At 61.1% G+C, this 23,227-nt stretch carries 22 protein-coding genes and 1 pseudogene; 20 read left to right on the top strand and 3 right to left on the bottom strand.

Features of this window, described 5'->3' with window-relative positions:
- From araG to LIY36_RS03615, 3 genes and pseudogenes are all read left to right on the top strand, one after another.
- Positions 1 to 238 (top strand): annotated as a pseudogene (gene araG / locus LIY36_RS03605) (L-arabinose ABC transporter ATP-binding protein AraG); the annotation flags it as partial.
- 16 nt (positions 239 to 254) lie between these two features.
- Positions 255 to 1,220: an L-arabinose ABC transporter permease AraH gene (gene araH, locus LIY36_RS03610; protein ID WP_192300696.1), complete on the top strand. Its 966-nt coding sequence runs from the start codon at positions 255 to 257 to the stop codon at positions 1,218 to 1,220.
- A gap of 182 nt (positions 1,221 to 1,402) precedes the next feature.
- A complete protein-coding gene (locus LIY36_RS03615) occupies positions 1,403 to 2,206 on the top strand; it encodes an IclR family transcriptional regulator (RefSeq protein ID WP_226454831.1) in 804 nt (267 codons plus the stop codon).
- On the opposite strand, the gene LIY36_RS03620 is transcribed toward LIY36_RS03615, so the two are convergent.
- A complete protein-coding gene (locus LIY36_RS03620; RefSeq protein ID WP_226454832.1) occupies positions 2,207 to 3,259 on the bottom strand; it encodes an NAD(P)-dependent alcohol dehydrogenase in 1,053 nt (350 codons plus the stop codon).
- A gap of 183 nt (positions 3,260 to 3,442) precedes the next feature.
- On the opposite strand from LIY36_RS03620, the gene LIY36_RS03625 reads away from it, so the two are divergent.
- Complete coding sequence (locus tag LIY36_RS03625; RefSeq protein WP_192300699.1) at positions 3,443 to 4,336, top strand: AraC family transcriptional regulator; 894 nt, start codon at positions 3,443 to 3,445, stop codon at positions 4,334 to 4,336.
- A 166-nt stretch (positions 4,337 to 4,502) separates the two neighbouring features.
- Here LIY36_RS03625 and LIY36_RS03630 read toward each other — a convergent pair whose 3' ends face one another.
- The gene (locus LIY36_RS03630; RefSeq protein WP_226454833.1) at positions 4,503 to 6,167 is read right to left on the bottom strand and encodes an electron transfer flavoprotein-ubiquinone oxidoreductase; all 1,665 of its coding nucleotides are present in this window, start codon (positions 6,165 to 6,167) and stop codon (positions 4,503 to 4,505) included.
- A 505-nt stretch (positions 6,168 to 6,672) separates the two neighbouring features.
- Between LIY36_RS03630 and LIY36_RS03635 the strand changes: the two genes are divergently transcribed.
- From LIY36_RS03635 to LIY36_RS03700, 14 genes are all read left to right on the top strand, one after another.
- Positions 6,673 to 7,422 (top strand): electron transfer flavoprotein subunit beta/FixA family protein, encoded by a 750-nt coding sequence (locus LIY36_RS03635; protein WP_024076934.1) that lies wholly within the window; start codon positions 6,673 to 6,675, stop codon positions 7,420 to 7,422.
- 2 nt (positions 7,423 to 7,424) lie between these two features.
- Positions 7,425 to 8,354 (top strand): electron transfer flavoprotein subunit alpha/FixB family protein, encoded by a 930-nt coding sequence (locus tag LIY36_RS03640; protein WP_192300701.1) that lies wholly within the window; start codon positions 7,425 to 7,427, stop codon positions 8,352 to 8,354.
- Positions 8,355 to 8,427: 73 nt separating this feature from the next.
- Complete coding sequence (locus LIY36_RS03645) at positions 8,428 to 9,243, top strand: substrate-binding periplasmic protein (protein WP_226454834.1); 816 nt, start codon at positions 8,428 to 8,430, stop codon at positions 9,241 to 9,243.
- Positions 9,244 to 9,252: 9 nt separating this feature from the next.
- Complete coding sequence (locus tag LIY36_RS03650) at positions 9,253 to 9,615, top strand: DUF4398 domain-containing protein (RefSeq protein WP_226454835.1); 363 nt, start codon at positions 9,253 to 9,255, stop codon at positions 9,613 to 9,615.
- Entirely contained in the window at positions 9,612 to 10,427 is an 816-nt protein-coding gene (locus LIY36_RS03655; protein ID WP_226454836.1) for an OmpA family protein, read from the top strand. The genes LIY36_RS03650 and LIY36_RS03655 overlap by 4 nt, the downstream gene beginning before the upstream one ends.
- A 287-nt stretch (positions 10,428 to 10,714) precedes the next feature.
- Positions 10,715 to 12,154 carry an aminotransferase-like domain-containing protein gene (locus LIY36_RS03660; protein WP_192297207.1) on the top strand — a complete coding sequence of 480 codons (1,440 nt, stop codon included), beginning with the start codon at positions 10,715 to 10,717 and terminating at the stop codon, positions 12,152 to 12,154.
- A gap of 104 nt (positions 12,155 to 12,258) precedes the next feature.
- Positions 12,259 to 12,726 carry a translation initiation factor 2 gene (locus tag LIY36_RS03665; RefSeq protein WP_226454837.1) on the top strand — a complete coding sequence of 156 codons (468 nt, stop codon included), beginning with the start codon at positions 12,259 to 12,261 and terminating at the stop codon, positions 12,724 to 12,726.
- 162 nt (positions 12,727 to 12,888) lie between these two features.
- The gene (locus LIY36_RS03670; RefSeq protein WP_015885398.1) at positions 12,889 to 13,143 is read left to right on the top strand and encodes a YkgJ family cysteine cluster protein; all 255 of its coding nucleotides are present in this window, start codon (positions 12,889 to 12,891) and stop codon (positions 13,141 to 13,143) included.
- Positions 13,144 to 13,184: 41 nt separating this feature from the next.
- On the top strand, positions 13,185 to 13,790 hold the full coding sequence (locus tag LIY36_RS03675) for an START domain-containing protein (protein ID WP_192297205.1): 606 nt from the start codon (positions 13,185 to 13,187) through the stop codon (positions 13,788 to 13,790).
- A 103-nt stretch (positions 13,791 to 13,893) separates the two neighbouring features.
- Positions 13,894 to 14,130 (top strand): hypothetical protein, encoded by a 237-nt coding sequence (locus tag LIY36_RS03680; protein ID WP_226455214.1) that lies wholly within the window; start codon positions 13,894 to 13,896, stop codon positions 14,128 to 14,130.
- 213 nt (positions 14,131 to 14,343) lie between these two features.
- On the top strand, positions 14,344 to 14,685 hold the full coding sequence (locus LIY36_RS03685; protein ID WP_025854181.1) for a ribonuclease E inhibitor RraB: 342 nt from the start codon (positions 14,344 to 14,346) through the stop codon (positions 14,683 to 14,685).
- Between the two features lie 400 nt (positions 14,686 to 15,085).
- Positions 15,086 to 16,495 carry a circularly permuted type 2 ATP-grasp protein gene (locus LIY36_RS03690; RefSeq protein WP_192297204.1) on the top strand — a complete coding sequence of 470 codons (1,410 nt, stop codon included), beginning with the start codon at positions 15,086 to 15,088 and terminating at the stop codon, positions 16,493 to 16,495.
- A gap of 4 nt (positions 16,496 to 16,499) precedes the next feature.
- A complete protein-coding gene (locus tag LIY36_RS03695; protein ID WP_192297203.1) occupies positions 16,500 to 17,450 on the top strand; it encodes an alpha-E domain-containing protein in 951 nt (316 codons plus the stop codon).
- Positions 17,447 to 18,250, top strand: a complete 804-nt coding sequence (locus LIY36_RS03700) for a transglutaminase family protein (RefSeq protein WP_226454838.1) — start codon at positions 17,447 to 17,449, stop codon at positions 18,248 to 18,250. The genes LIY36_RS03695 and LIY36_RS03700 overlap by 4 nt, the downstream gene beginning before the upstream one ends.
- Positions 18,251 to 18,318: 68 nt before the next feature.
- On the opposite strand, the gene LIY36_RS03705 is transcribed toward LIY36_RS03700, so the two are convergent.
- Positions 18,319 to 19,125, bottom strand: coding sequence for a c-type cytochrome (locus LIY36_RS03705; RefSeq protein ID WP_226455215.1), 807 nt, complete (start codon positions 19,123 to 19,125; stop codon positions 18,319 to 18,321).
- A gap of 649 nt (positions 19,126 to 19,774) precedes the next feature.
- Between LIY36_RS03705 and LIY36_RS03710 the strand changes: the two genes are divergently transcribed.
- Positions 19,775 to 20,980, top strand: coding sequence for an acetyl-CoA C-acetyltransferase (locus LIY36_RS03710; RefSeq protein ID WP_226454839.1), 1,206 nt, complete (start codon positions 19,775 to 19,777; stop codon positions 20,978 to 20,980).
- A 16-nt stretch (positions 20,981 to 20,996) separates the two neighbouring features.
- Complete coding sequence (locus LIY36_RS03715; RefSeq protein ID WP_226454840.1) at positions 20,997 to 23,141, top strand: 3-hydroxyacyl-CoA dehydrogenase NAD-binding domain-containing protein; 2,145 nt, start codon at positions 20,997 to 20,999, stop codon at positions 23,139 to 23,141.
- The last annotated feature ends 86 nt before the right edge of the window (positions 23,142 to 23,227 follow it).

Below are 23,227 nucleotides of genomic sequence, written 5' to 3' on the forward strand. Positions count from 1 at the left end.
CGACGAACCCACCCGCGGCATCGATATCGGCGCCAAGTCGGAGATCTACCAGATCATCCATACCCTGGCGGCAAGCGGGATTGCGGTGATCGTGGTGTCCAGCGATTTGATGGAAGTGATGGGCATCAGCGACCGCATCCTGGTGATGAGTGAAGGCGCCTTGACCGGCGAATTGACCCGCGCCGAAGCGGACGAAGCACGGCTGTTGCAACTGGCTCTCCCGCGTTCGCGGGCTTGATGAATTCGAGGTGAGTATGTCCGAGGTAAAAACTGCAAAGGGCTTCTGGCCGGGTTTCAACCAGCGCAAGTTCCTCGATGACTGGGTGATGTTGCTCGCGGCGCTGGGCATCTTTGTGCTCAGTGCGTTGTTTATCGACAACTTCCTTTCGCCGCTGAACATGCGCGGGCTGGGCCTGGCGATTTCCACGGTGGGCATCGCCGCCTGCACCATGTTGTTCTGCCTGGCGTCGGGGCATTTCGACCTGTCGGTGGGCTCGGTAATCGCCTGCGCCGGCGTGGTGGCCGGCATCGTGATCCGCGACACCGACAGCGTGGTGCTCGGCGTGTCGGCCGCGTTGGCGATGGGCCTGGTGGTGGGGCTGATCAACGGCATCGTGATTGCCAAGCTGCGCATCAATGCGTTGATTGCGACGCTGGCGACCATGCAGATCGTGCGCGGCCTGGCCTACATCTTCTCCAATGGCAAGGCGGTGGGGGTGATGGATGAACGTTTCTTCGTGTTCGGCAACGGCCAACTGCTGGGTGTGCCGGTGCCGATCATCATCACCGTGCTGTGTTTTGTGTTCTTTGGCTGGCTGCTCAACTACACCACCTACGGGCGCAACACCATGGCCATTGGCGGCAACCAGGAAGCGGCGCTGCTGGCCGGGGTGAATGTGGATCGCACCAAGATCATCATCTTTGCCGTACACGGCTTGGTGGGTGCGTTGGCCGGGGTGATCCTCGCCTCGCGCATGACCTCGGGCCAACCGATGATTGGCCAGGGCTTCGAGCTGACGGTGATTTCGGCGTGCGTGCTGGGTGGGGTGTCGTTGAGCGGCGGGATCGGCATGATCCGGCATGTGATCGCCGGGGTGTTGATCCTGGCGATCATCGAGAACGCGATGAACCTGAAGAACATCGATACCTTCTACCAGTACGTGATCCGTGGTTCGATCCTGCTGTTGGCGGTGATCATCGATCGCATGAAACAACGCTAAGCCATGCCATGTGAGGACTAAATGTGGGAGCGGGCTTGCTCGCGAATGCGGTGGGCCAGCTAGCTCATCAGGTGACTGACACACCGCATTCGCGAGCAAGCCCGCTCCCACATTTTGATCTTCGCTGTGCTCAGGTTCAGCTTTTGCCATAATGCCCGCGCTTTCACACTTATAGGCCCGATATGCAGGAAAACGCCCACACCCCCGTCAAAGAAGCCGCCCCCACCGGCACCCAGACCCTGCTCCGTGGCCTGGGCGTGGTACAAGCGGTGGCGGCCGGTGCGCGGGATCTCAAAGAGATCGCCAAACGCATCGGCACCACCCGCAGCACCACCCACCGCCTGGCCAGTTGCCTGGTGGAGGAGCGCTACCTGCGCGTGGTGCCGCAAGTCGGTTACCTGCTGGGGCCCAAACTGATCGAGCTGGGTTTCCAGGCGCGTGAAGAGCTGCCGTTGGTGACGTTGGCGGTGCCGTACCTGGACGAATTGTCGGCGTTGACCGGGGACACCATCCACCTGGCCATCCGCGAGTACGACGACGTGCTCTACCTGCACAAGAACCCCGGCCGCAATGGCCCGGAAATGCGCTCGCGGGTCGGCCACCGCATGCCGCTGGCGCGTACGGGCATCGGCAAGGCATTGCTGTTGGATGATTCGGTCGAAGAGTGGCAGCGCCTGTACGACGTCAGCTTGCCGGCCGCAGGGAAAAGCCCGCAGTGGCCGCAGCACCCGGAGCAGTCCTGGGCCCAGTTCGAGCAGCGCATGCGTGAATACGTGGTGGGCGGTTATGCGTTCGACCTGGAAGACAACGAACCGTCGATCCGTTGTGTCGCGGCACCTGTGCGCGATGCCAGCCGGCGGATTGTCGCCGGCATCAGCATCGCCAGTACCGTGCCCTACATGCCGCTGGAGAAAATGGCCGAGCTGATCCCTGTGATCAAACAGGTCGCAGCGCGGCTGTCAGCGGAGTTGGGCGCGAAGGCCTGATCAGGCCTTGAGGGTCGCCATGTCGATGACAAAGCGGTACTTCACATCGCCGGCGATCATGCGGCTGTAGGCTTCGTTGATGTTGCGGATGTCGAGCATTTCGATGTCGCAGCTGATGCCGTGTTCGGCGCAGAAATCCAGGACTTCCTGGGTTTCGGCAATGCCACCGATCAGCGAACCGGCCAGCACCTTGCGGCCCAGGATCAGCTTGGCGGCGTTGACCGGCGGGTCGACCGGCTCGATCAGGCCGACCAGGATGTGCACGCCGTCAAAGCGCAGCACGTCGAGGTAGGGGTTGAGGTCGTGCTGCACCGGGATGGTGTCCAGCAGGAAATCGAACTGCCCGGCAGCAGCTTGCATCTGCGCAGCGTCGGTGGACACGATCACGTGGTCGGCGCCCTGGCGACGGCCTTCCTCGGCCTTGCTCGCCGAGCGGGTGAACAAGGTCACTTCGGCGCCGATCGCCTTGGCCAGCTTGATGCCCATGTGGCCGAGGCCGCCCATGCCCAATACGCCGACCTTGTCGCCAGCCTTGATGCCGTAGTGCTTGATCGGCGAGTACATGGTCACGCCGGCGCAGAGGATCGGCGCGGCGCTGGCCAGGTCGAGCCTGGCCGGGATCTTCACCACGAAGTGTTCGCTGACCACGATGCTGTCGGAGTAGCCACCCATGGTGTTGCTGCCGTCGACGCGGTCCGGGGTGGCGTAGGTCATGGTCGGGCCTTCGAGGCAGTATTGCTCCAGGTCCGACTTGCACGCGTCGCAGTGACGGCACGAGTCGACCATGCAGCCCACGCCGACCAGATCGCCGACTTTGTGCGCGGTGACGTCGGCGCCGACGGCGGTGACTTTGCCGACGATCTCGTGGCCCGGCATCAGCGGGTACACGGCGATGCCCCACTCGTTGCGTGCCTGGTGGATGTCAGAGTGGCACACGCCGCAGTACAGGATCTCGATGGCCACATCATCGACGCGCGGGCTGCGGCGCTGGAAGGACATGGGGGCGAGGGGAGTGGTGGCCGACTGGGCGGCATAACCGATGGCGGTGTACATGGGAAAAACCTCGCAAAAAGCAATGACAGGTGAGGCGGCGCATTCTCCGCGCCGGGCTTTGCAGCGGCCATGGCGATTGCTCCGAGTCTCATGCCTATTCGTCCGGAGGTGCCCCGGGTTTGGGTTTTTGTGTCGCCGGACCTGCGATGATGCGTTCATCCCTTTTTCGCGAAGTTTTTTGCCATGTTGTTGACTCGCCATCTTGATGCCAACGCCACGCTGGTTTCCTTGATTGAGGGGCTGACGCCCTGCGACGGTTTCTCGCCGACCCACCTGCCGGGCGTGAAGGTATTGCGCGCCAGCTGCGATGTGGCGCGCGGCCCGCAGATCTATGAGCCCAGCCTGATGTTCGTGGCCCAGGGCAGCAAAGTCGCCTACCTGGGCCCGCGCACGCTGGAGTATGGCGCCGGGCACTATTTGATCCAGGCCATGCCGGTGCCGTTCGAGTGCGAGACGTTTGCCATGGCACCGGATGCGCCGCTCTACGGGGTGACGGTGGGCATCGACCGTGTGGTGCTGGGGGAGTTGGTGATGGCCATGGGCATTCAGGCCGGGCCGCCGCCGACGGCGCAGACGTTGGAGTCGATGAGTTCGGTGGTGCTGGATGACGCCATGCGTGGCTGCGTCGAACGGCTGCTGCAGTGCCTGCATGATCCGCTGGAAAGCCGGATCATGGGCCCGGCGCGGGTGCGTGAATTGTTGTTCACCGCGCTGCGCGGGCCGCAGGCCGATGTGTTGCGCGCCTTGGTGGAACAGCAGGGGCAGTTTTCGCGAATCGCCACGTCATTGAATCACCTGCACGCCCATTATGCCGAGCCGCTGAATATCGAGACATTGGCGGGGTATGCGCACATGAGTGCGTCGACGTTTCACGAGCATTTCAAGCGCTGCACCTTGTTGTCGCCGGTGCAGTACCTGAAGCGATTGCGCTTGTTGAAGGCGCAGCAGTTGCTGATGGTGGAAGGCATGGGGGTGGCGCAGGCGGCGCATAGCGTGGGGTATCAGAGTACGTCGCAGTTCAGTCGCGAGTACAAGCGCTACTTCGAGCGTAACCCCGGCGAGGAGCGCGTCGCCTAGATCTTACTGATTCAATGGGTCAATGTGGGAGCGGGCTTGCTCGCGAAAGCGGTTTGTCAGTCAAATATGCTCTAACTGACCCACCGCTTTCGCGAGCAAGCCCGCTCCCACATTTGACCGAGTTCCTGCCACAAAAAAGGCTCCCATTTGGGAGCCTCAGTTGGCGTTACATATTCGGGTAAGTCGGCCCACCCGCGCCTTCCGGCGTTACCCAGGTGATGTTCTGCGAAGGGTCCTTGATGTCACAGGTCTTGCAGTGCACGCAGTTCTGGGCGTTGATCTGGAAGCGCTTGGCGCCGTCTTCCTGGGTGATCACTTCATACACGCCCGCCGGGCAGTAGCGCTGCGCCGGTTCATCGTAGAGCGGCAGGTTGGTACCGATCGGGATGCTCGGGTCTTTGAGCTTCAAGTGGCACGGCTGTTCTTCTTCATGGTTGGTACCGGAGATGAACACCGAGCTCAACTTGTCGAAGCTCAGCTTGCCGTCGGGTTTGGGGTAGTCGATCTTCTTGCTGTCCTTGGCCAGCTTGAGGCAGGCGTAGTCCGGCTTGGTGTCGTGCAGGGTGAATGGCATCTTGCCGCCGAGGATGTTCTGGTCGAACCAGTTGAAGCCGGCGCCGAGGATCGGGCCGAACTTGTGCATCGCCGGGCCGAAGTTGCGGCTGGCGAACAGTTCTTCGTAGAGCCAGCTGGACTTGAAGCTGTCGACGTAAGCGGTCAGTTCATCACCGCCTTCGGATTCGGCAAACAGGCGGTCGGCCACGGCGTCGGCGGCGAGCATGCCAGACTTCATCGCGGTGTGGCTGCCCTTGATCTTGGCCACGTTCATGGTGCCCAGGTCGCAGCCGATCAATGCGCCGCCCTTGAACACCATCTTCGGCAGCGAGTTGATGCCACCTTTGGCCAGGGCGCGGGCGCCGTAGCTGATGCGCTTGCCGCCTTCGAGGTACTGGGCCAGCACCGGGTGGTGCTTGAGGCGCTGGAACTCATCGAACGGCGACAGGAAGGTGTTGCTGTAGGACAGGTCGACGATCAGGCCGACGACCACCTGGTTGTTTTCCAGGTGATAGAGGAACGAACCGCCGGTGTTCTCGTTGCTCATGATGTCCAGCGGCCAACCGGCGGTGTGCACCACCAGGCCTGGTTGATGCTTGGCTGGGTCGATTTCCCAGATTTCCTTGAGGCCGATGCCGTAGTGCTGGGCGTCGGCGTCGCTGTCCAGGTTGAAGCGCTGGATCAGCTGCTTGCCGATGTGGCCACGGCAACCTTCGGCGAACAACGTGTACTTGCCACGCAGTTCCATGCCCGGGGTGTAGACGCCTTCTTTCGGGTTGCCTTCGCGGTCGACGCCGAGGTCGCCGGTGATGATCCCGCGTACCACGCCGTTTTCGTCGAACAGCGCTTCCTGGGCGGCGAAGCCTGGGTAGACTTCCACGCCCAGGTTCTCGGCCTGCTGGGCCAGCCAGCGGCACAGGTTGCCCAGGGAGATGATGTAGTTGCCTTCGTTGTGCATGGTCTTGGGCACAAAGAAGTCAGGAACCTTGGTGGAGGCTTCGGGGCTGCGCAGTACATAGATGTCATCGCGCACCACGGGGGTGTTGAGCGGGGCGCCGAGTTCTTTCCAGTCCGGGAACAATTCGTTCAGGGCGCGGGGTTCAAACACCGCACCGGAGAGAATATGTGCGCCCACTTCGGAGCCTTTCTCGACCACGCAGACGCTGATTTCCTTACCGGCTTCGGCGGCCTTCTGCTTCAGTCGGCAGGCGGCAGACAGGCCCGCCGGGCCAGCGCCGACGATGACCACGTCGAATTCCATGTATTCGCGTTCCACAGGTTATCTCCTACTCAAGGCTCAACAGGCTTTTTTTCTAATGGATGGAGGTTCGGTGTCGTCTGGCGCAAAGGCCTGACCCACCTTTCTCTCTAGGTGGCGCATTATATATAGACCACTGCGAGCGTCCAATACAAACGTTTGTTTGAATTGCCCGCAGGCTAGGTAAATCAAAGCAACGCGGCTTATGACTGGCTATTTTGCCGTATTGACCAGAATAGGCGTTCCGGTCAATATACGGTCGGTTTTGCGCTTACCGTAGGCAGACAGCAGGTTTCAAGAGCACGTCCAAAAGCAAGACAGGTGACGCGCGCCGAAACTCGGGCGCGCAGTTTACACGCTGCGATAAAGAATGACCTCTCAGTCACCACTGACGAACGGTCGTCATTTCCCGTGAGCAAGGTCATCCGCCGACGTTTTTGGAGGTGCCCTTGTGTGCCGATGAGCATCAACCGCCAGGTTCGCCTAGGCGACTTTCTTTTCACCGGAGAGTAACGAGGAATCCATGAAGGTTCTTGTAGCTGTCAAACGCGTTGTCGATTACAACGTGAAAGTTCGCGTCAAGGCGGACAATTCCGGCGTCGATCTTGCTAACGTCAAGATGTCGATGAACCCGTTCTGTGAAATCGCCGTGGAAGAAGCCGTACGCCTGAAAGAGAAAGGCGTGGCAACTGAAATCGTCGTGGTTTCCATCGGCCCGACCACTGCTCAAGAGCAGCTGCGTACCGCCCTGGCACTGGGTGCCGACCGCGCCATCCTGGTCGAGTCCGCTGAAGAGCTGACCTCCCTGGCCGTGGCCAAGCTGCTCAAGGCTGTTGTCGACAAGGAACAGCCTCAGTTGGTGATCCTTGGCAAGCAAGCCATCGACAGCGACAACAACCAGACTGGCCAGATGCTGGCTGCACTGACCGGTTACGGCCAGGGCACCTTCGCGTCCAAAGTCGAAGTGAGCGGTGACAGCGTCGCTGTGACCCGTGAAATCGACGGCGGCGCCCAGACCGTTTCCCTGAAACTGCCGGCCATCGTCACCACCGACCTGCGTTTGAACGAGCCGCGCTACGCGTCCCTGCCAAACATCATGAAAGCCAAGAAGAAGCCTCTCGAAGTGCTGACTCCGGATGCTTTGGGCGTTTCCACCGCGTCCACCAACAAGACCGTCAAGGTTGAAGCACCGGCTGCACGCAGCGCGGGCATCAAGGTCAAGTCGGTCGCTGAACTGGTCGAGAAACTGAAAAACGAAGCGAAGGTAATCTGACAATGACTATCTTGGTAATCGCTGAACACGACAACAAGGTCGTGGCCCCGGCCACCCTGAACACCGTGGCTGCTGCCGCTAAAATCGGTGGCGATATTCACGTGCTGGTTGCAGGTCAGGGCGCTGGCGCCGTGGCTGAAGCCGCCGCGAAAATCGCTGGCGTGAGCAAGGTGCTGCTGGCCGACAACGCCGCGTACGCTCACCAGTTGCCGGAAAACGTTGCCCCTCTGGTTGCAGAGCTGGGCGCTGGCTACAGCCACATCCTGGCTGCCGCCACGTCCAACGGCAAAAACATCCTGCCACGCGTCGCCGCGCAGCTGGACGTTGACCAGATCTCCGAGATCGTTTCGGTTGAAAGCGCTGACACCTTCAAGCGCCCGATCTACGCCGGTAACGCCATTGCCACCGTGCAATCGACGGCCTCGGTGAAAGTCATCACCGTGCGTGCCACCGGTTTCGACCCGGTTGCCGCCGAAGGTGGTTCGGCTGCCGTTGAAGCCGTTGCAGCTGCCCACAACGCGGGTACTTCCAGCTTTGTTGGCGAAGAGCTGGCCAAGTCGGATCGTCCTGAGCTGACCGCTGCCAAGATCGTCGTCTCCGGCGGGCGTGGCATGCAGAACGGTGACAACTTCAAGCACCTGTATGCCCTGGCCGACAAGCTGGGCGCTGCGGTCGGCGCTTCCCGCGCGGCCGTCGACGCAGGTTTCGTACCCAACGACATGCAGGTCGGCCAGACCGGCAAGATCGTGGCGCCACAGCTGTACATCGCCGTCGGTATCTCCGGCGCGATCCAGCACCTGGCCGGCATGAAAGACTCCAAAGTGATCGTTGCGATCAACAAGGACGAAGAAGCGCCGATCTTCCAGGTAGCCGACTACGGCCTGGTGGCAGACTTGTTCGAAGCCGTACCCGAGCTGGAGAAGCTGGTCTAATCCAGTCGCTTCACTTATAAAGAGCCCGGTCCTTGTGACCGGGTTTTTTTTTGACTTGCTGGAGCACCTCGCCATGGAACTGCGCCCCTGGACCTTACTGCTGAGCCTCACGCTACTGCCAGGCCTGGCGCTGGCCGCCGGCAAATGCGAGCGCCTGGTGATCACCGGCAGCCCCGACGCACCGCCTTTGCTCTGGCGCGACCCCCAAGACCCCACACGCCTGATCGGTGCCACCGCCGATGTGCTGCAACAAGTGGGCAAGGACCTCGGCCTGAAAATCGACCTGCTCTACGGCGGCAAACGCTCCCTGGCCCTGGACGAAGTGCGCAGCGGGCGCATGGACATCCTCGCCGACGCGCCGCTGAACCTGGGCGAGTTGGACACCCTCGATTACATCCATCCGGCACTGGTGCAGACCGACTACCTGGTCTGGACCCGCAAGGACTCGGCACTGGCCTACACCACCGCCGCCGACCTGCACGGCCACAAAGGTGCGGCCTCTGAGCGTGCACGTTTGAGCGCCGCTTTCGAAACGTTCGCCGGGCAGCAGCTCACCCTGCAACGCCTGCCGAGTCTGACGCCGGCGTTTCAGAAATTGCTGCTCGGGGAAGTGGACTACGTCCTTGCCGGTCGTTACTCCGGCATGGCCATGGCCCAGACCCTGGGGATGAGCAATGACTTGATTGCGCATGAGGTGCCCATCGATCAGCCCGGCCTGTACCTGGCGATTTCCCACAACTCTGCCTGCAATGATCCGTGGCTGCGCGGACAGCTGGCGAAAAAGATGACAGAATTGCCCGCGTCCGGTGTGGTGCAAGCGGCAACGCAGCGCAATCTCGAGCGCTGGAAAGCGCAATTGCAGCAACCTGTCGGCACTCCAGCAAAGTAAGGATTTTCAGTGACTCTTCGACCTCTTTTTGCGGCCCTCGCCGTTGTCGCTTTGGCGGGATGTGCGGCCGATCCTGCGCCGAATGAACAAATGCGCCTCACCCAGCAAGCCTTGGAACAAGCCAGCGCCGTGGGTGCCAACACCGATGAATCGCCCGAGTTGAAACTGGCCGAAGCCAAATTCGCCCGGGCCAAGGGCAGCATGGCCGACGAGTCCTACAAGAACGCCCGTATGCGCTCTGAGCAAGGCGAGCTGGACGCGCGCCTGGCCGAAGCCAAGGTGCTGACCCGCAAAAGCCAGGAACAGTTGAACGTGCTCAACACCCGCATCACACGCCTGCGCAAGCAGTTGCAGTTGGGGGAAGCCCAATGAGCCCGATGATCCGTGGTTTGAGTGGTGCGCTGCTGTTGGTTTCGGCGGTGTTGGGCGGTTGCGCCAGTCACCCTGATAGCGAGCAGGCTTTGCAGCAGGCGGGCAACGACTTCCAGAAGGTCAAGGAAGACGCCAACGTGCTGCGCTTTGCGCCCAAGGACGTGATCCGCGCCGGTGAATCCCTGGCCCGTGCCGACCGCCTGTCGAGCTACTGGGGCAGTGGCGCCGACGTTGCGCATTACGCCTATCTGAGCCAGCGTTACAGCGCGATTGCCCGCGAACACACCGAGCAGGCGCTCAATGCCGAGCGCGGTGCCAAGCTCGAGTTGGAGCGCCAGCGCCTGCAACTGGCCCTGCGTGAAAGCAAGCTGACCAGTGTGCAGCAACAGGGCAAATGGCTCGAAGAACAGATCGCCAGCCTGACCACCACTCAGACCGATCGTGGCTTGGTGATGACCCTGGGCGACGTGCTGTTCGATACCGGTGAAGCGGAACTGAAAAACTCCGCCAACCGCACCGTGCTGAAAATCGTGCAGTTCCTGCAACTGAACCCCAAGCGCGTAGTGCGTATCGAGGGTTACACCGACAGCACCGGCGGCGAGCAGGAAAACCTCAAGCTGTCCCGTGACCGTGCGCAATCGGTGGCCGATGTGCTGGTGGACCTGGGGATCGACGAAAAACGCATCCAGGTTGAAGGTTATGGTGACCAGTACCCGGTCGAAGCCAACGCTTCCGAGCGGGGCAGGGCGCAGAACCGGCGGGTAGAAATCGTGTTCTCCGACGAAAAAGGCCAGTTGGGCGCCGCCCGCTAGACGCCACACACAAATCCAAATGTGTAAGTGAGCTTGTGTGGGAGCGGGCTTGCCCGCGATTGCGGTAGGTCAGCCAGAGTTGTTTCTGCTGATACACCCCTATCGCGGGCAAGCCCGCTCCCACATTTTGTTTGGTGTACACCCAAAAGGCTCTTAAGCACCCTTACAGTTTTTACTGTCACTCCCGACCGCGCTCGACTATTGTGGCAACTGTCCCCGTACACTTTTAAACTGTGCCGGTATGTTTCACACAAAAATAAAATACCCGTGAAATCGAGTGCTGCGTCATGACCAATCTGTTGCTCTACCAACGTATCGCCCAGCAACTGGCCGAGGACATCCGGCGCGGCGTCTATCAACCGGGCGAGCGTGTGCCTTCGGTGCGCAAGATGAGCTCCCAGCTCAACGTCAGCCACGCCACGGTGTTGCAGGCTTATGCCAACCTGGAAGACCAGGGGCTGATCCGCGCACGCCCGCAGTCGGGCTACTACGTGCACCAGACGCCGGCGCTCACCGCGCCAACGCCAGACATCGCCCGCGTCGAGCGCCCAGGGTTGGTCACCCGCAGTAGCATTATCCAACAGGTATTGGTCGAATCGCGCCGCGAAGGCGTGTTCCCGTTGGGCGCCGCCGTGCCGAGTGTCGATTACTTGCCGGTGCGCGCGTTGCACCAGCAGTTGGCCAAGGTCACGCGCTTCCAGAGCCCACGGGCGTTCAGCTACATGTTCAGCCCCGGTTTCGAGCCGCTGCGCCGCCAGGTGGCGATCCGCATGCGCGATGCGGGCGTGGTGGTCGACCCGTCCGAAGTGGTGATCACCCATGGCTGCGTCGATGCGCTGCAGATGTCGCTGCGCGTGCTGACCCGGCCTGGCGACCTGATCGCCGCTGAATCGCCGACGTATTACGGCTTGCTGCAACTGGCTGATCTGCTTGGCCTCAAGGTCATTGAGATCCCCAGTGATCCAGCCTCCGGCATGAGCCTGGAAGCCTTGCAACTGGCGGCCAACCAATGGTCGATCAAGGCCCTGGTGCTGACCACGCGCCTGAGCAATCCCCTCGGTGGCACCATGCCCGAGGAACGGCAAAAACAGTTGCTACGCCTGGCGTCGGATTTCGATATTCAGATCGTCGAGGACGACATTTACGGCGAATTGATGTTTGAAGTCGGTCGCACCAAGGCCCTCAAGGCCTACGACCGCCTGGACCGGGTGATCTACTGCTCGAGCTTCTCCAAGACCCTGTCACCCGGCGTGCGGATCGGTTGGATGATTGCCGGCAAGTACCAGCAGGAAATCCAGCGCCTGCAGATGTTCAGCACCCATTCGGCGTGCAGCGTCACGCAGATGGGCGTTGCCGCGTACCTGGAGAACGGGGGCTATGATCGCCACCTGCGTTACATCCGCCAGGAGTACCGCAAGAACCTCAACGCCTTCCAGCTCGCCGTGCAGCAGTACTTCCCCGAAGGCACGCAGATGACCCGCCCCAGTGGTGGTTTTATCCTGTGGGTCAGTTTGCCGGGACGGGTCAATACCCAGGAACTGCACGTACGCGCCTTGCAACAAGGCATCAGCATTGCACCGGGGCTGATCTTCAGTAACACCGAGCAGTTCAACCACTGTATCCGTCTCAATTGCGGCACAGCGTGGAACCGCGAGGCAGAGCGGGCGCTGATGACGTTGGGGATGCTCGCCAGCCAACTTTGCCAGGAAACCGCCGCCGGCTTTTGAGCCCGGGAATAGGGACGTGACCGGCCGCTGGCCAATCACCGCGCTTGTCATGCTGCCCACAACAAGCGAGCATATGGCCCTCTGCCGTTAATGCTGTAGGCGATATGACCTGTATTTTTCGCGCTGTCTTGGTGATTGGCCTGTTAAGCCTGTGTAACGTCAGCACAGTGCTGGCGGCAGCACCTGTGACCCAGGGCAAGGTCACCGCCGGCGCCACGCAGAAGGCCCCGGCCAAAAAGGCCGTCGAGGCCAAGAAAAAAGCCGCTGCGGTGAAAAAGCGTACGACAAGCAAGTCGAAGTCGTCCCAGGAAGTTACCCAGACCAAATTGCCACCGGCACAGTTGGACCTGTCCCTGCCTTCGGACATGGTCAGGCACTTGCAACCCATCGGCACCATGCCCAAGCCCCAGAGCGTGCCCCTGCTGCCGCCGATGTTTGGCGAGAAACCGGCAGGCAACAGCGCCTTCCAGATCAACGGTCGCCTGCTCAGCAATGAGATGAAGCTGCAACTGCGCAACGAAGAGCGGCGTGACGTTGAAGGCGCGGCGTTGGAATTTGAGTTCAAGCAGTAAACTTTTCCTGCAAACGTGACGTGGCTCTTCGACCATGTGTCGGAGACTGGTCAGTCATTTTTGTTTTCTGCGAAAAACCCCTGTTAGACCATTTTAAAACGGCTGTTTAAGGGCGTACTCTAGCCCGGCCATCCACATTGAGTCGTCGAGGACCTGCCTGTCATGAATTGCCGTGAAGGCTGTGGCGCGTGCTGCATCGCCCCTTCCATCAGTTCGCCATTACCGGGAATGCCACAAGGCAAACCGGCAGGCGAACGCTGCCTGCACCTGTCGGTCGAACAACTGTGCCTGCTGTTCGGGCAGCCGGAGCGGCCGGCGGTATGCAGTGATTTCAAGGCGGACATCGAGGTCTGCGGTACCGACCAGGCCGATGCGATCCGCTTGATCGGTTGGTGGGAGCAGATGACGGCGGCTTGATGGGCTTTACTATCGGAACTTCAACAATAAGGAATACAACAATGGGTTCGCTGAAACGAATGGCTGTGCTGTGCGGGTTTACGGTGTTGTTTGCTGCTACGGCCCAGGCTGAGGATTGGCAGGTCGCCAAAGATGAAGACGGGATCAAGGTGTCCTTGAGTGAAGTGGCCGGCTCCAAGTACAAGGCCTATCGCGGCGTGACCACGATCAAGGCGCCGGTGGCCAAGATCCAGGCACTGCAAGAAGACGTTGCGGGTGCCTGTGCCTGGATTCACGAGTGCAAATCGCAAAAACTGCTCAAGCAGGAAGGCGACAAGAGCTGGACCTACACCCAGTTCAAGGCTCCGTTCCCGGTCACCGACCGTGACTCCATCCTGGAGATCACCACCTCCAAGGCCGCTGACGGCACCCTGACGCGCAAGCTGCTGGAAGTGCCGACCTACCAGCCGGAAGTCAAAGGCTATGTGCGTGTGGCCCAGGTCGAGGGCTTCTGGAAACTGGTGCCCAAAGGCGACAACCTGACCGAAGTCACTTACCAGGTGCACACCGAGCCAGGCGGCAGCGTGCCATCGTGGCTGGCCAACAAATTCGTGGTGGATGCGCCGTTCAACACCTTGAAAGCCCTCAAGGACCACGCCGAGAAGTAAGCGCAACTGATCCGGTGCCTCCAGCCTTGAGTGGAACGTTTGGCGATCCCTCAAGGTCCAGATGGATGTGAGCCCACACATGGGCTTTATCGAGGAGGCACCGATGCAAACGTGGAACATTACCTTCGTTGATGATCACGGCGAGACTTCGGTGGAGCAGTTCACCTGCAATGAAAAGCCCAGCCTTGAAGAAGCTGCGCACATGATCCGCAACAAGCTGCTGCCGGTCGCCGCCGAACTCGACCTCAATGACCTTGAGGGGCGCCAGTCTGAGCCGACGGTCAAAATCCTCAAAGACCAGAACAGCATTCAAATCCTCGACATTTTGCCCGCCGCCTGAACATTGCGTGGTTGCCACTAAAGTGCCTCTGGTGGTGGTCAAAGCTTCGCGCTACTCTGCAAGCGAGATCAGCGAATGAATCGCTAAGGTCTGGTCTTGTCAGCTACATGCTTGTTTTCCAGCGGTGTTGTCATCGCCGTAGTCCATGCGCCAGTACGGCGTGGGCCTCGGGAAGCACGGAAAGTCTATCCATCGGTCAGAGGAGCACTTTTCATGAGCACAGCCTATCAAGAAGACATCAGCACCAACGTTCTGCGCCGCATGAAAGAAGGCGGCTTCGACTTCTCGCGTTTCCACCCCATTGAGTTCTACGCCATTTTCCCGGATGAGGAACGTGCGCGCAGGGCTGCGGGTGAGTTTCGTGGGGAATCCCTGAATGCCCAGGTCAGTGCGCGCGACGATGGCGCCTGGTATCTGGAACTGAGCAAAATCATGTTTGCCACCTACGACGGTATAGGAGACTTCGAACAGGACTTCGGGGCGGTGGTAGAGCCTCTGGGCGGGATTATCGAAGGGTGGGGCGTCAAGCAGGAGGTGCGTGGGTTACCCATGTAGTTGTATGAAAAAACGCAGCGTATCGGCTGACCTTTGGGTCGGCCGATTTTGTTTGTGGCGTGGGAAAACTATTCTGAACTTGTGCGCCATTTTTCAGCACCAAAAAAAAGCCACCCAAGAAGGGTGGCCTAAAGGGAAGAGCGGTGTGCTGAAGGAGCGTGTTCAGCAGATGGGGCGATTATCCGCAGGCTTGGCCGGGCAGTGAAATCAACTCTGGCTATGCTGCTGATAGTCAAAGCCCGCATTGCGATGAAGCGCGCGACGTGACGGCGGGCATCTGGCTGCACCAGGACGGTGCGCTTGTGTCCTTGCTTTAATTCAACTCACTGATTTTTAAGTGTTTATGCCGCTGGCACGGGCCTTGCGATGGTTCTAGCGCCCGGGTGACAAGGAGTTCGGCATGATCCGCACTTATTACGATGAAATGTACGATGGGGCAGGCCAGGTCCGGCCTCATTACCGCGAGTTCGCCCGCTGGTTGGCCGAAACCCCAGATGATCTGTTGGCCCAGCGTCGGCGTGAAGCCGATTTGCTGTTTCACCGCGCCGGCATCACCTTCACCCTCTACGGTGACGAGCAGGGCACCGAGCGCTTGATTCCCTTCGACACCATCCCGCGCAGCATCCCGGCCAGCGAGTGGCGGGTTGTCGAGCGTGGCTGCATCCAGCGGGTCAAGGCGCTGAACATGTTTCTCGCCGACCTGTACCACGATCAGCGCATCATCAAGGCCGGGATCATCCCCGCCGAGCAGGTGCTGGCCAACGAGCAATACCAGTTGGCAATGCAGGGTCTGGACCTGCACCGCGACCTGTATTCCCACATCTCCGGGGTCGATCTCGTGCGTGATGGCGACGGCACCTACTACGTGCTGGAAGACAACCTGCGCACACCGAGCGGCGTCAGTTATATGCTCGAAGACCGCAAGATGATGATGCGCCTGTTCCCCGAGCTGTTCGCCGCCCAACGCATCGCGCCCATCGACCATTACCCCAACCTGCTGCTTGACACCCTGAAAAGCTCCAGCCCCCTGGACAACCCCAGCGTGGTGGTGTTGACCCCGGGGCGCTTCAACAGCGCGTTTTTCGAACATGCCTTCCTGGCCCGGGAAATGGGCGTGGAACTGGTGGAAGGTGCCGACCTGTTCGTACGCGATGACCGCGTGTTCATGCGCACCACCGATGGCCCCAAGGCCGTGGACGTGATCTACCGCCGCCTCGACGACGCCTTCCTCGACCCGCTGGCGTTCAATCCGGACTCCATGCTCGGCGTGCCCGGCCTGCTGGCCGCGTACCGTTCCGGCAATGTCGTGCTGGCGAATGCCATCGGCACTGGGGTGGCGGATGACAAGTCGGTGTACCCATTCGTCACCGATATGATCCGTTTTTACCTGGACGAAGAACCGATCCTCAACAACGTTCCTACCTTCCAGTGCCGTAAGCCCGACGAACTGTCCCACGTCCTGGCCAACCTGCCGGATCTGGTCGTGAAGGAAACCCAAGGCTCCGGTGGCTACGGCATGCTGGTCGGCCCTGCCTCCACCGCAGCGCAAATCGAGGCCTTCCGTGTACGTATCAAGGCCAAGCCCCACGCCTATATCGCGCAGCCAACCCTGTGTTTATCGACGTGCCCGACCTTTGTCGAAAACGGCATCGCGCCACGTCATATCGACCTGCGTCCGTTCGTCCTGTCCGGCAAGGAAACCCGTGTAGTGCCTGGCGGTTTGACCCGCGTGGCGCTGCGTGAGGGTTCGCTGGTGGTTAATTCGTCCCAGGGCGGTGGTACCAAAGACACCTGGGTGGTGGAGGACTGATGCCATGTTGAGTAGAACTGCCTCGGATTTGTATTGGATGTCGCGCTACCTGGAGCGCGCGGAAAACCTCGCGCGGATGCTCGATGTCAGCTATTCGCTGTCGCTGATGCCCCAGGACGGGCGCGGTGATGGCCTGCATGAACTGGCCATGCCGCTGTTGATTACCGGCACCCTGGATGACTACCGCGAGCGCCACGCTGAGCTGCACGCCGAACACCTGCTGCACTTCTTTGCCCTGGACGCGGCCAACCCGGCCAGCATCTACAGTTGCCTCGGCGCTGCGCGGGCCAGTGCCCATGCGGTGCGTGGGCGAATTACCGCCGACATGTGGGAAAACATCAACGCCACCTGGCTGGATATTCGCGACATTGCCCAGCAGGGCCTGAGCCGTTATGGCATGAGCCGCTTCTGTGAATGGGTCAAGGAGCGTTCCCACCTGTTCCGGGGCGCGACCTACGGCACCATCATGCGCAATGACGCATTTCGCTTTATCCGCCTGGGTACGTTCATCGAGCGCGCCGACAACACCCTGCGCCTGCTCGACGCACGTTATGAAATGGCCGGCGACCAGGCTGCAGCGGTCACCGACGGCACGGCCCACGCCTACTATCAATGGAGCGCCTTGCTGCGTGCGCTGTCGTCGTTCGAGGCCTACACCGAGATCTATCGCGATGCGCCAGGCGCGCGACAAGTCGCCGAATTGTTGTTGCTGCGCGCCGATGTGCCACGTTCATTGCGCGCCTGCAGCGAAGAGATCGACCAGATCCTCGCCAGCCTGCCCGGCCTCAACGGCCGCCCGGCCCAGCGCCTGGCCGCCGAGATGGATGCGCGCCTGCGCTTTACTGCCATCGATGAAATCCTCGAGGAAGGCCTGCACGCCTGGCTGACCGACTTTATCCCCCTGGTGCGCCAGTTGGGCGACGCCATCTACAGCTCCTACCTGGAGGCCGCATGAGACTCTCCATCAGCCACGAAACCACCTACCACTATGAAGACCAGGTTCGCACCAGCATTCAGTACCTGCGCCTTACGCCCCACGACAGCGAGCGTCAGAACGTCATCAGTTGGCAGCTCGACCTGCCGCGCCCGGTACGTGCGCAAGTGGACCCATTCGGCAACATCCTGCATGTGCTGACCCTGGACGAGCCCCATGACGCCATCATCATCGGTGCCCGTGGCCAGGTAGACATCGACGAACTGAGCGAGGCCGAACACGAGAGCCAATCGGCGTTCCCGTTCCTGCGCAGTACGCGCCTGACCGAGCCTGACGAAGCCCTGCGCGGGTTTGCCCTGCAACACTGCCATCAACGCCGCGACCGCAACGCGCTGATCGACTTGATGCACGCCCTCAACCACTCAATGGTCTACACACCCGGTGCCACCGAAGTCGACACCAGCGCCGCCGAAGCTTTCGCCGGCCGTGCTGGCGTATGCCAGGACCACGCCCATGCGTTCCTCGCCTGCGCCCGCAGCCTGGGGATTCCGGCGCGGTATGTGTCGGGGTATTTGTACAGCGAAGACAGTGCGCACCTGGCCAGCCATGCCTGGGCCGAAGCCTGGCTGGATGACGCGTGGTACAGCTTCGACGTGACCAACCAACTGGCGCGGCCCGAGCGGCACCTGAAGTTGGCGGTGGGCCTGGATTACCTCGACGCCTGCCCGGTACGCGGCATGCGCCGTGGCGGTGGGCATGAGCAGATGCATGCCAAGGTGTTCGTGGCGCCGACGCCGGTGATTGCTGTGCAGCAACAGTAGGCGAAGGCGATCAACGGTGGGAGCTGGCTTGTGTGGGAGCCAGCTCCCACCGTTGATATATGTTGTACTCAGGGTTGTTGTTTACGTCCCGCCATGTGCTTCAAATATCCCACCAACAAATCCAACTCGCGGTCCGGTAACACACTGGCCGCAAACCCCGGCATCTTCGCCTGTGGCCAGTGCCTCAGGCTTTGCGGGTCACGGATATAGCGCTTGAGAAAGTCACCGCTGAAATATTCCGTGGGGTTGTAGGGAATGTTCAGATCCGGCCCCACCTGCGCGTCCCCGGCACCATTGAGCCGATGGCACGCCAGGCAGTTTTTCTGGAACAACGCAAAGCCTTGGTTGATCGGATCATCGGCGGCCAGTTCCGGGGCCGGCAACAGTGCCGGAAAACGCTCTGCGACGGTCTTCAACTGCTTGATCGCGCAGATCTGGAACGGCCACTGTTCCGGGCTGATATGCCCGGCTTGCGGGTCGGTCCACACCAGATAGAACGGCCCGGCACTCGGTTTGCCATCTGCCAGCGCCGGCCATGGCTGCGCCGGGTCCTCCACCGCCAGCCAGGCGCGGGCGCCGTGGGTTGCCAGCAAGGGCGCGGCCGTGAGTTCGGCGGCAAACCCGTCCAGGGCAACCGCTTGCAGATGGCTCTGTGCTGTGAGGCCCGGTAGGAGTGCTGCCAGCGGCACCGCGCGATAAGTCATGGTGCGCTTGTAGGAAACGTCATCGATGATCTGAATTGTTTTGACCGCCGGGTGTTTGAGCAATTCGGCGGTCTGCCAGGTCTTGCTGGCATGGTCCAGGTCGATGGTCAATTGCGCCGCCGTGACCGGCAGGGCCATGAACAGGGCGAGGAGGGCAAGGATCGATTTCAAGAGGAAGGCCTGCTGCAAAGTGGCGATGGCGCTCACGATACCGGAAAAATCCAGGCAAAAAGACAGCCCCCGCAACAGGATTGCTATTGGCAATGTCCCGGCAGGTGCTGCCAAAAACTGTAGTCCTGATGCTGTGTATACGCGCAGTGCGGGTGTTTAAGGGTTACCCAATGATCTTGGTCAGGTTGGGTAGGATCAGAATCAGTGTGGTGGCGAACAGAATAAGTCCCGCCTGACGTACTTTCGAGTGCTTGAACATGGCTGACTGCCTTTTTTTGTTATTCCTGAGCGTCAAATACGTGCCGTTTTATCGCAGTATGACGGTATGACGTGTCGCTTTTCTTACAGTTGCTCCAGCAAAACCCGGCAGCAACCTCCTACTGATTCAACCTTAGAGCCCTCGTTCTGCGTGGCTTAGATCCATTTCATATCAGCTCATCAGCATTCGCGCTAAAAACGGCATGAGGCCTAACGCCATCTTGGCGCCAGACCGTTGGCTAGACAGCTAAAACGATTAATCAGTGGATTGCCCCGGCGACCTACCGTTCGTCCGAGCGAGGGGGTCAAAAGCAATGAGCGCATCCGTCATTGAAACCGTGTCAATCGGGCCTAAGGTAGGGGCACACAGGTACAGCGGTTCGAGGACGTCATGACCCAAGCTTTGATCTTTGATGCGATACGCACGCCCCGGGGCAAAGGCAAGGCTGACGGCGCCTTGTACAGCGTCAAGCCCGTGACCCTGGTGGCCGGCTTGCTCACCGCACTGGCCCGGCGCAACGACCTCGACACCCAGCAGGTGGATGACATCGTGCTGGGCTGTGTGACCCCGGTGGGCGACCAGGGCGCCGACATCGCCAAGACCGCCGCGTTGGTGGCGGACTGGGACGTCAGCGTCGCCGGCGTACAGGTCAACCGCTTCTGCGCCTCGGGCCTGGAAGCGGTGAACCTCGGCGCGATGAAAGTGCGTTCCGGTTTTGAAGACCTGGTGGTGGTCGGCGGCGTCGAGTCCATGTCTCGCGTGCCCATGGGCAGCGATGGCGGCGCCTGGGTGCTGGATCCGCACACCAACCTGCACAGCCATTTCACCCCGCAAGGTATCGGCGCGGACCTGATCGCCACCCTGGAAGGCTTTACACGCCAGGATGTCGACACCTTTGCCCTACACTCGCAGCAGAAAGCGGCGAGGGCGCGTGCCGACGGTTCCTTCAACAAGTCGCTGGTCGCGGTGCAGGACCAGAACGGCATCGTGCTGCTGGACCACGATGAATTCATTCGTGGCGATTCCACGCTCGAAGGGCTGGGCAAGCTCAAGCCGAGCTTCGAGATGATCGGGCAGATGGGCTTTGATGCCACGGCGCTGCGGGTCTACAGCCATGTCGAACGCATCCAGCACGTACACACACCGGGCAACAGTTCCGGGATTGTTGATGGCGCCGCGTTGATGTTGATCGGCTCCGAGGCCAAGGGCCGCGAACTGCGCCTGCAACCGCGGGCGCGCATTGTCGCCACGGCGGTGACAAGCACCGACCCGACCATCATGCTCACCGGCCCCGCGCCGGCGACACGCAAGGCCCTGGCCAAGGCCGGCTTGCGCGTCGAGGACATCGACCTGTTCGAGGTCAACGAAGCGTTTGCTTCTGTGGTGCTCAAATTCATCAAGGACATGCGTATCGACGCCGCCCGGGTCAACGTCAACGGCGGCTCCATCGCCATGGGCCACCCGTTGGGCGCCACCGGCTGCGCCATCCTCGGCACCTTGCTCGACGAACTGGAAGCACGCCAGCAGCGTTACGGCCTGGCCACCCTGTGTGTCGGCGGCGGCATGGGTATCGCCACCATCATCGAACGGCTCTGAGCCCAAGGAATCCAGCATGACCCAAGCCATTCGTTACGAAAAAGGCCAGGACCAGATCGTGGTGCTGACCCTCGACATGCCCGGCCAGAGCGCCAACACCATGAATGGCGCGTACCGCGAGGCCATGGCGGCCAGCGTTGCGCGTCTGGAGGCGGAGATAGACACGCTGGCCGGCGTGGTCATCACCTCGGCGAAAAAGACCTTTTTCGCCGGCGGCGACCTCAATGAACTGATCAAGGTCGACAAGGCCCAGGCCAAGGATTTCCATGACGGCGTATTGCTGCTCAAGGCGCAACTGCGCCGCCTGGAAACCCTTGGCAAGCCGGTGGTGGCCGCGATCAACGGCGCCGCCCTAGGCGGCGGCTGGGAGATTTGCCTGGCGTGTCATTACCGGGTCGCACTGGACGACAAATCCGTGCAGCTCGGCCTGCCGGAGGTGACCCTGGGCCTGCTGCCGGGTGGCGGCGGGGTGGTGCGCATGGTACGCATGCTGGGCCTGGAAAAGGCCTTGCCGTACTTGCTGGAGGGCAAAAAAATCCGCCCGCAACCGGCGTTGCAGGCCGGTTTGATCAACGAGCTGGCGGCGGATCGCGATGAGCTGCTGGCCAAGTCCCGCGCCTGGATTCTTGCCAACCCCGAGGCCCGGCAGCCGTGGGACAACAAGGGCTATCAGCTCCCCGGTGGCACGCCGTCGAACCCGAATGTGGCGCAGATGCTGGCAATCGCCCCGTCGATCTTGCGCAGCAAAACCCAAGGCTGTTTCCCGGCACCGGAGAAGATCCTGTGTGCCGCCGTTGAGGGCGCCCAGGTCGATTTCGACACCGCGCACCTGATCGAAACCCGCTACTTCACCGAGCTGGTCACCGGACAAGTGGCGAAAAACATGATCGGCACGTTCTGGTTCCAGCTCAACGAGATCAATGCGGGCAGCTCCCGTCCCCACGGTTTTGCGCCGTACGTCACGCGCAAAGTCGGGGTGCTCGGCGCGGGCATGATGGGCGCGGGCATCGCCTATGCGAGTGCCTGCGCGGGTATCGAGGTGGTGCTCAAGGACATCAACCCGGCGGCCGCCGAAAAGGGCAAGGCGCACTCGGCGGCGTTGCTCGACAAGAAAGTCAGCCGTGGGCAATTGAGCGCCGAACAGCGGGAAACCACCCTGGCGCGCATTCATCCTACGGACTCGGACGCCGACCTGGCGGGCTGCGATTTGATCATCGAGGCGGTGTTCGAAGACCGCGAACTCAAGGCCAAGGTGTCCGCCGCCGCCCAGCGCGTGGTGGGGGCCGACGCGGTGATCGCCTCCAACACCTCGACGTTGCCGATCAGCGGGTTGGCCACGGCCGTGCCGGACCAAGGCAAGTTCATCGGCCTGCATTTCTTCAGCCCGGTGGACAAGATGCCCCTGGTGGAAATCATCAAGGGCGTCCACACCTCGGACGAAACCCTGGCCCGAGGTTTCGACTTCGTACTGCAAATCAAGAAAACCCCGATCGTGGTCAACGACAGTCGCGGTTTCTTTACTTCCCGGGTGTTCGGCACCTTTACCAACGAAGGTATCGCCATGCTCGGCGAAGGCGTGGCGGCGCCGATGATCGAGACCGAAGCGCGCAAGGCCGGCATGCCGGTGGGGCCGTTGGCGGTGTCGGATGAAGTATCCCTCAGCCTGATGAGCCATATCCGACAGCAGGCGGCCAAGGATCTGCTCGCAGAAGGCAAGGCTGTGCCGCAGCACCCGGCGACGTTGGTGATTGATCTGTTGGTCAATGAATACAAACGCGGAGGCAAGGCGGCGGGGGGTGGGTTTTACGAGTATCCGAGCGGCGCGCAGAAATTCCTGTGGCCGGAGCTCAAAAGCCGCTTTGAACGGCCCGACCAACGCATCTCGCCGCAGGATGTGCGCGACCGCCTGCTGTTTATCCAGGCCATCGAAACCGTGCGCTGCGTGGAGGAGGGTGTATTGCGATCGACGGCGGATGCCAACGTCGGTTCGATCTTCGGCATCGGCTTTGCCGCGTGGACTGGCGGCGCATTGCAGTTTATCAATCAGTACGGCTTGAACGATTTCATCGCCCGCGCCCGCTACCTGGCGCAGCAGTATGGCGAGCGCTTCACGCCACCGGCGTTGCTGCTGGAAAAAGCCGCGCAGGGCGCATCTTTCTAGGCGTTCACACGGCTCAGACTGTGAGAGAGGGACTTGCTTTGCAGGTGGGTTTCGAGGCAGGCTTGGGTGTGCATTATTCCCATCAC

Origin of the sequence: Pseudomonas sp. AF03-9, assembly GCF_020515815.1 — a bacterium.
Lineage (GTDB): Bacteria > Pseudomonadota > Gammaproteobacteria > Pseudomonadales > Pseudomonadaceae > Aquipseudomonas.

Coding starts and splice junctions, on each gene's coding strand:
- araH (WP_192300696.1), top strand. CDS start 255: ATGTCCGAGGTAAAAACTGCAAAGGGCTTCTGGCCGGGTTTCAACCAG.
- LIY36_RS03615 (WP_226454831.1), top strand. CDS start 1,403: ATGCAGGAAAACGCCCACACCCCCGTCAAAGAAGCCGCCCCCACCGGC.
- LIY36_RS03620 (WP_226454832.1), bottom strand. CDS start 3,259: ATGTACACCGCCATCGGTTATGCCGCCCAGTCGGCCACCACTCCCCTC.
- LIY36_RS03625 (WP_192300699.1), top strand. CDS start 3,443: ATGTTGTTGACTCGCCATCTTGATGCCAACGCCACGCTGGTTTCCTTG.
- LIY36_RS03635 (WP_024076934.1), top strand. CDS start 6,673: ATGAAGGTTCTTGTAGCTGTCAAACGCGTTGTCGATTACAACGTGAAA.
- LIY36_RS03640 (WP_192300701.1), top strand. CDS start 7,425: ATGACTATCTTGGTAATCGCTGAACACGACAACAAGGTCGTGGCCCCG.
- LIY36_RS03645 (WP_226454834.1), top strand. CDS start 8,428: ATGGAACTGCGCCCCTGGACCTTACTGCTGAGCCTCACGCTACTGCCA.
- LIY36_RS03655 (WP_226454836.1), top strand. CDS start 9,612: ATGAGCCCGATGATCCGTGGTTTGAGTGGTGCGCTGCTGTTGGTTTCG.
- LIY36_RS03660 (WP_192297207.1), top strand. CDS start 10,715: ATGACCAATCTGTTGCTCTACCAACGTATCGCCCAGCAACTGGCCGAG.
- LIY36_RS03665 (WP_226454837.1), top strand. CDS start 12,259: ATGACCTGTATTTTTCGCGCTGTCTTGGTGATTGGCCTGTTAAGCCTG.
- LIY36_RS03670 (WP_015885398.1), top strand. CDS start 12,889: ATGAATTGCCGTGAAGGCTGTGGCGCGTGCTGCATCGCCCCTTCCATC.
- LIY36_RS03675 (WP_192297205.1), top strand. CDS start 13,185: ATGGGTTCGCTGAAACGAATGGCTGTGCTGTGCGGGTTTACGGTGTTG.
- LIY36_RS03680 (WP_226455214.1), top strand. CDS start 13,894: ATGCAAACGTGGAACATTACCTTCGTTGATGATCACGGCGAGACTTCG.
- LIY36_RS03685 (WP_025854181.1), top strand. CDS start 14,344: ATGAGCACAGCCTATCAAGAAGACATCAGCACCAACGTTCTGCGCCGC.
- LIY36_RS03690 (WP_192297204.1), top strand. CDS start 15,086: ATGATCCGCACTTATTACGATGAAATGTACGATGGGGCAGGCCAGGTC.
- LIY36_RS03695 (WP_192297203.1), top strand. CDS start 16,500: ATGTTGAGTAGAACTGCCTCGGATTTGTATTGGATGTCGCGCTACCTG.
- LIY36_RS03700 (WP_226454838.1), top strand. CDS start 17,447: ATGAGACTCTCCATCAGCCACGAAACCACCTACCACTATGAAGACCAG.
- LIY36_RS03710 (WP_226454839.1), top strand. CDS start 19,775: ATGACCCAAGCTTTGATCTTTGATGCGATACGCACGCCCCGGGGCAAA.
- LIY36_RS03715 (WP_226454840.1), top strand. CDS start 20,997: ATGACCCAAGCCATTCGTTACGAAAAAGGCCAGGACCAGATCGTGGTG.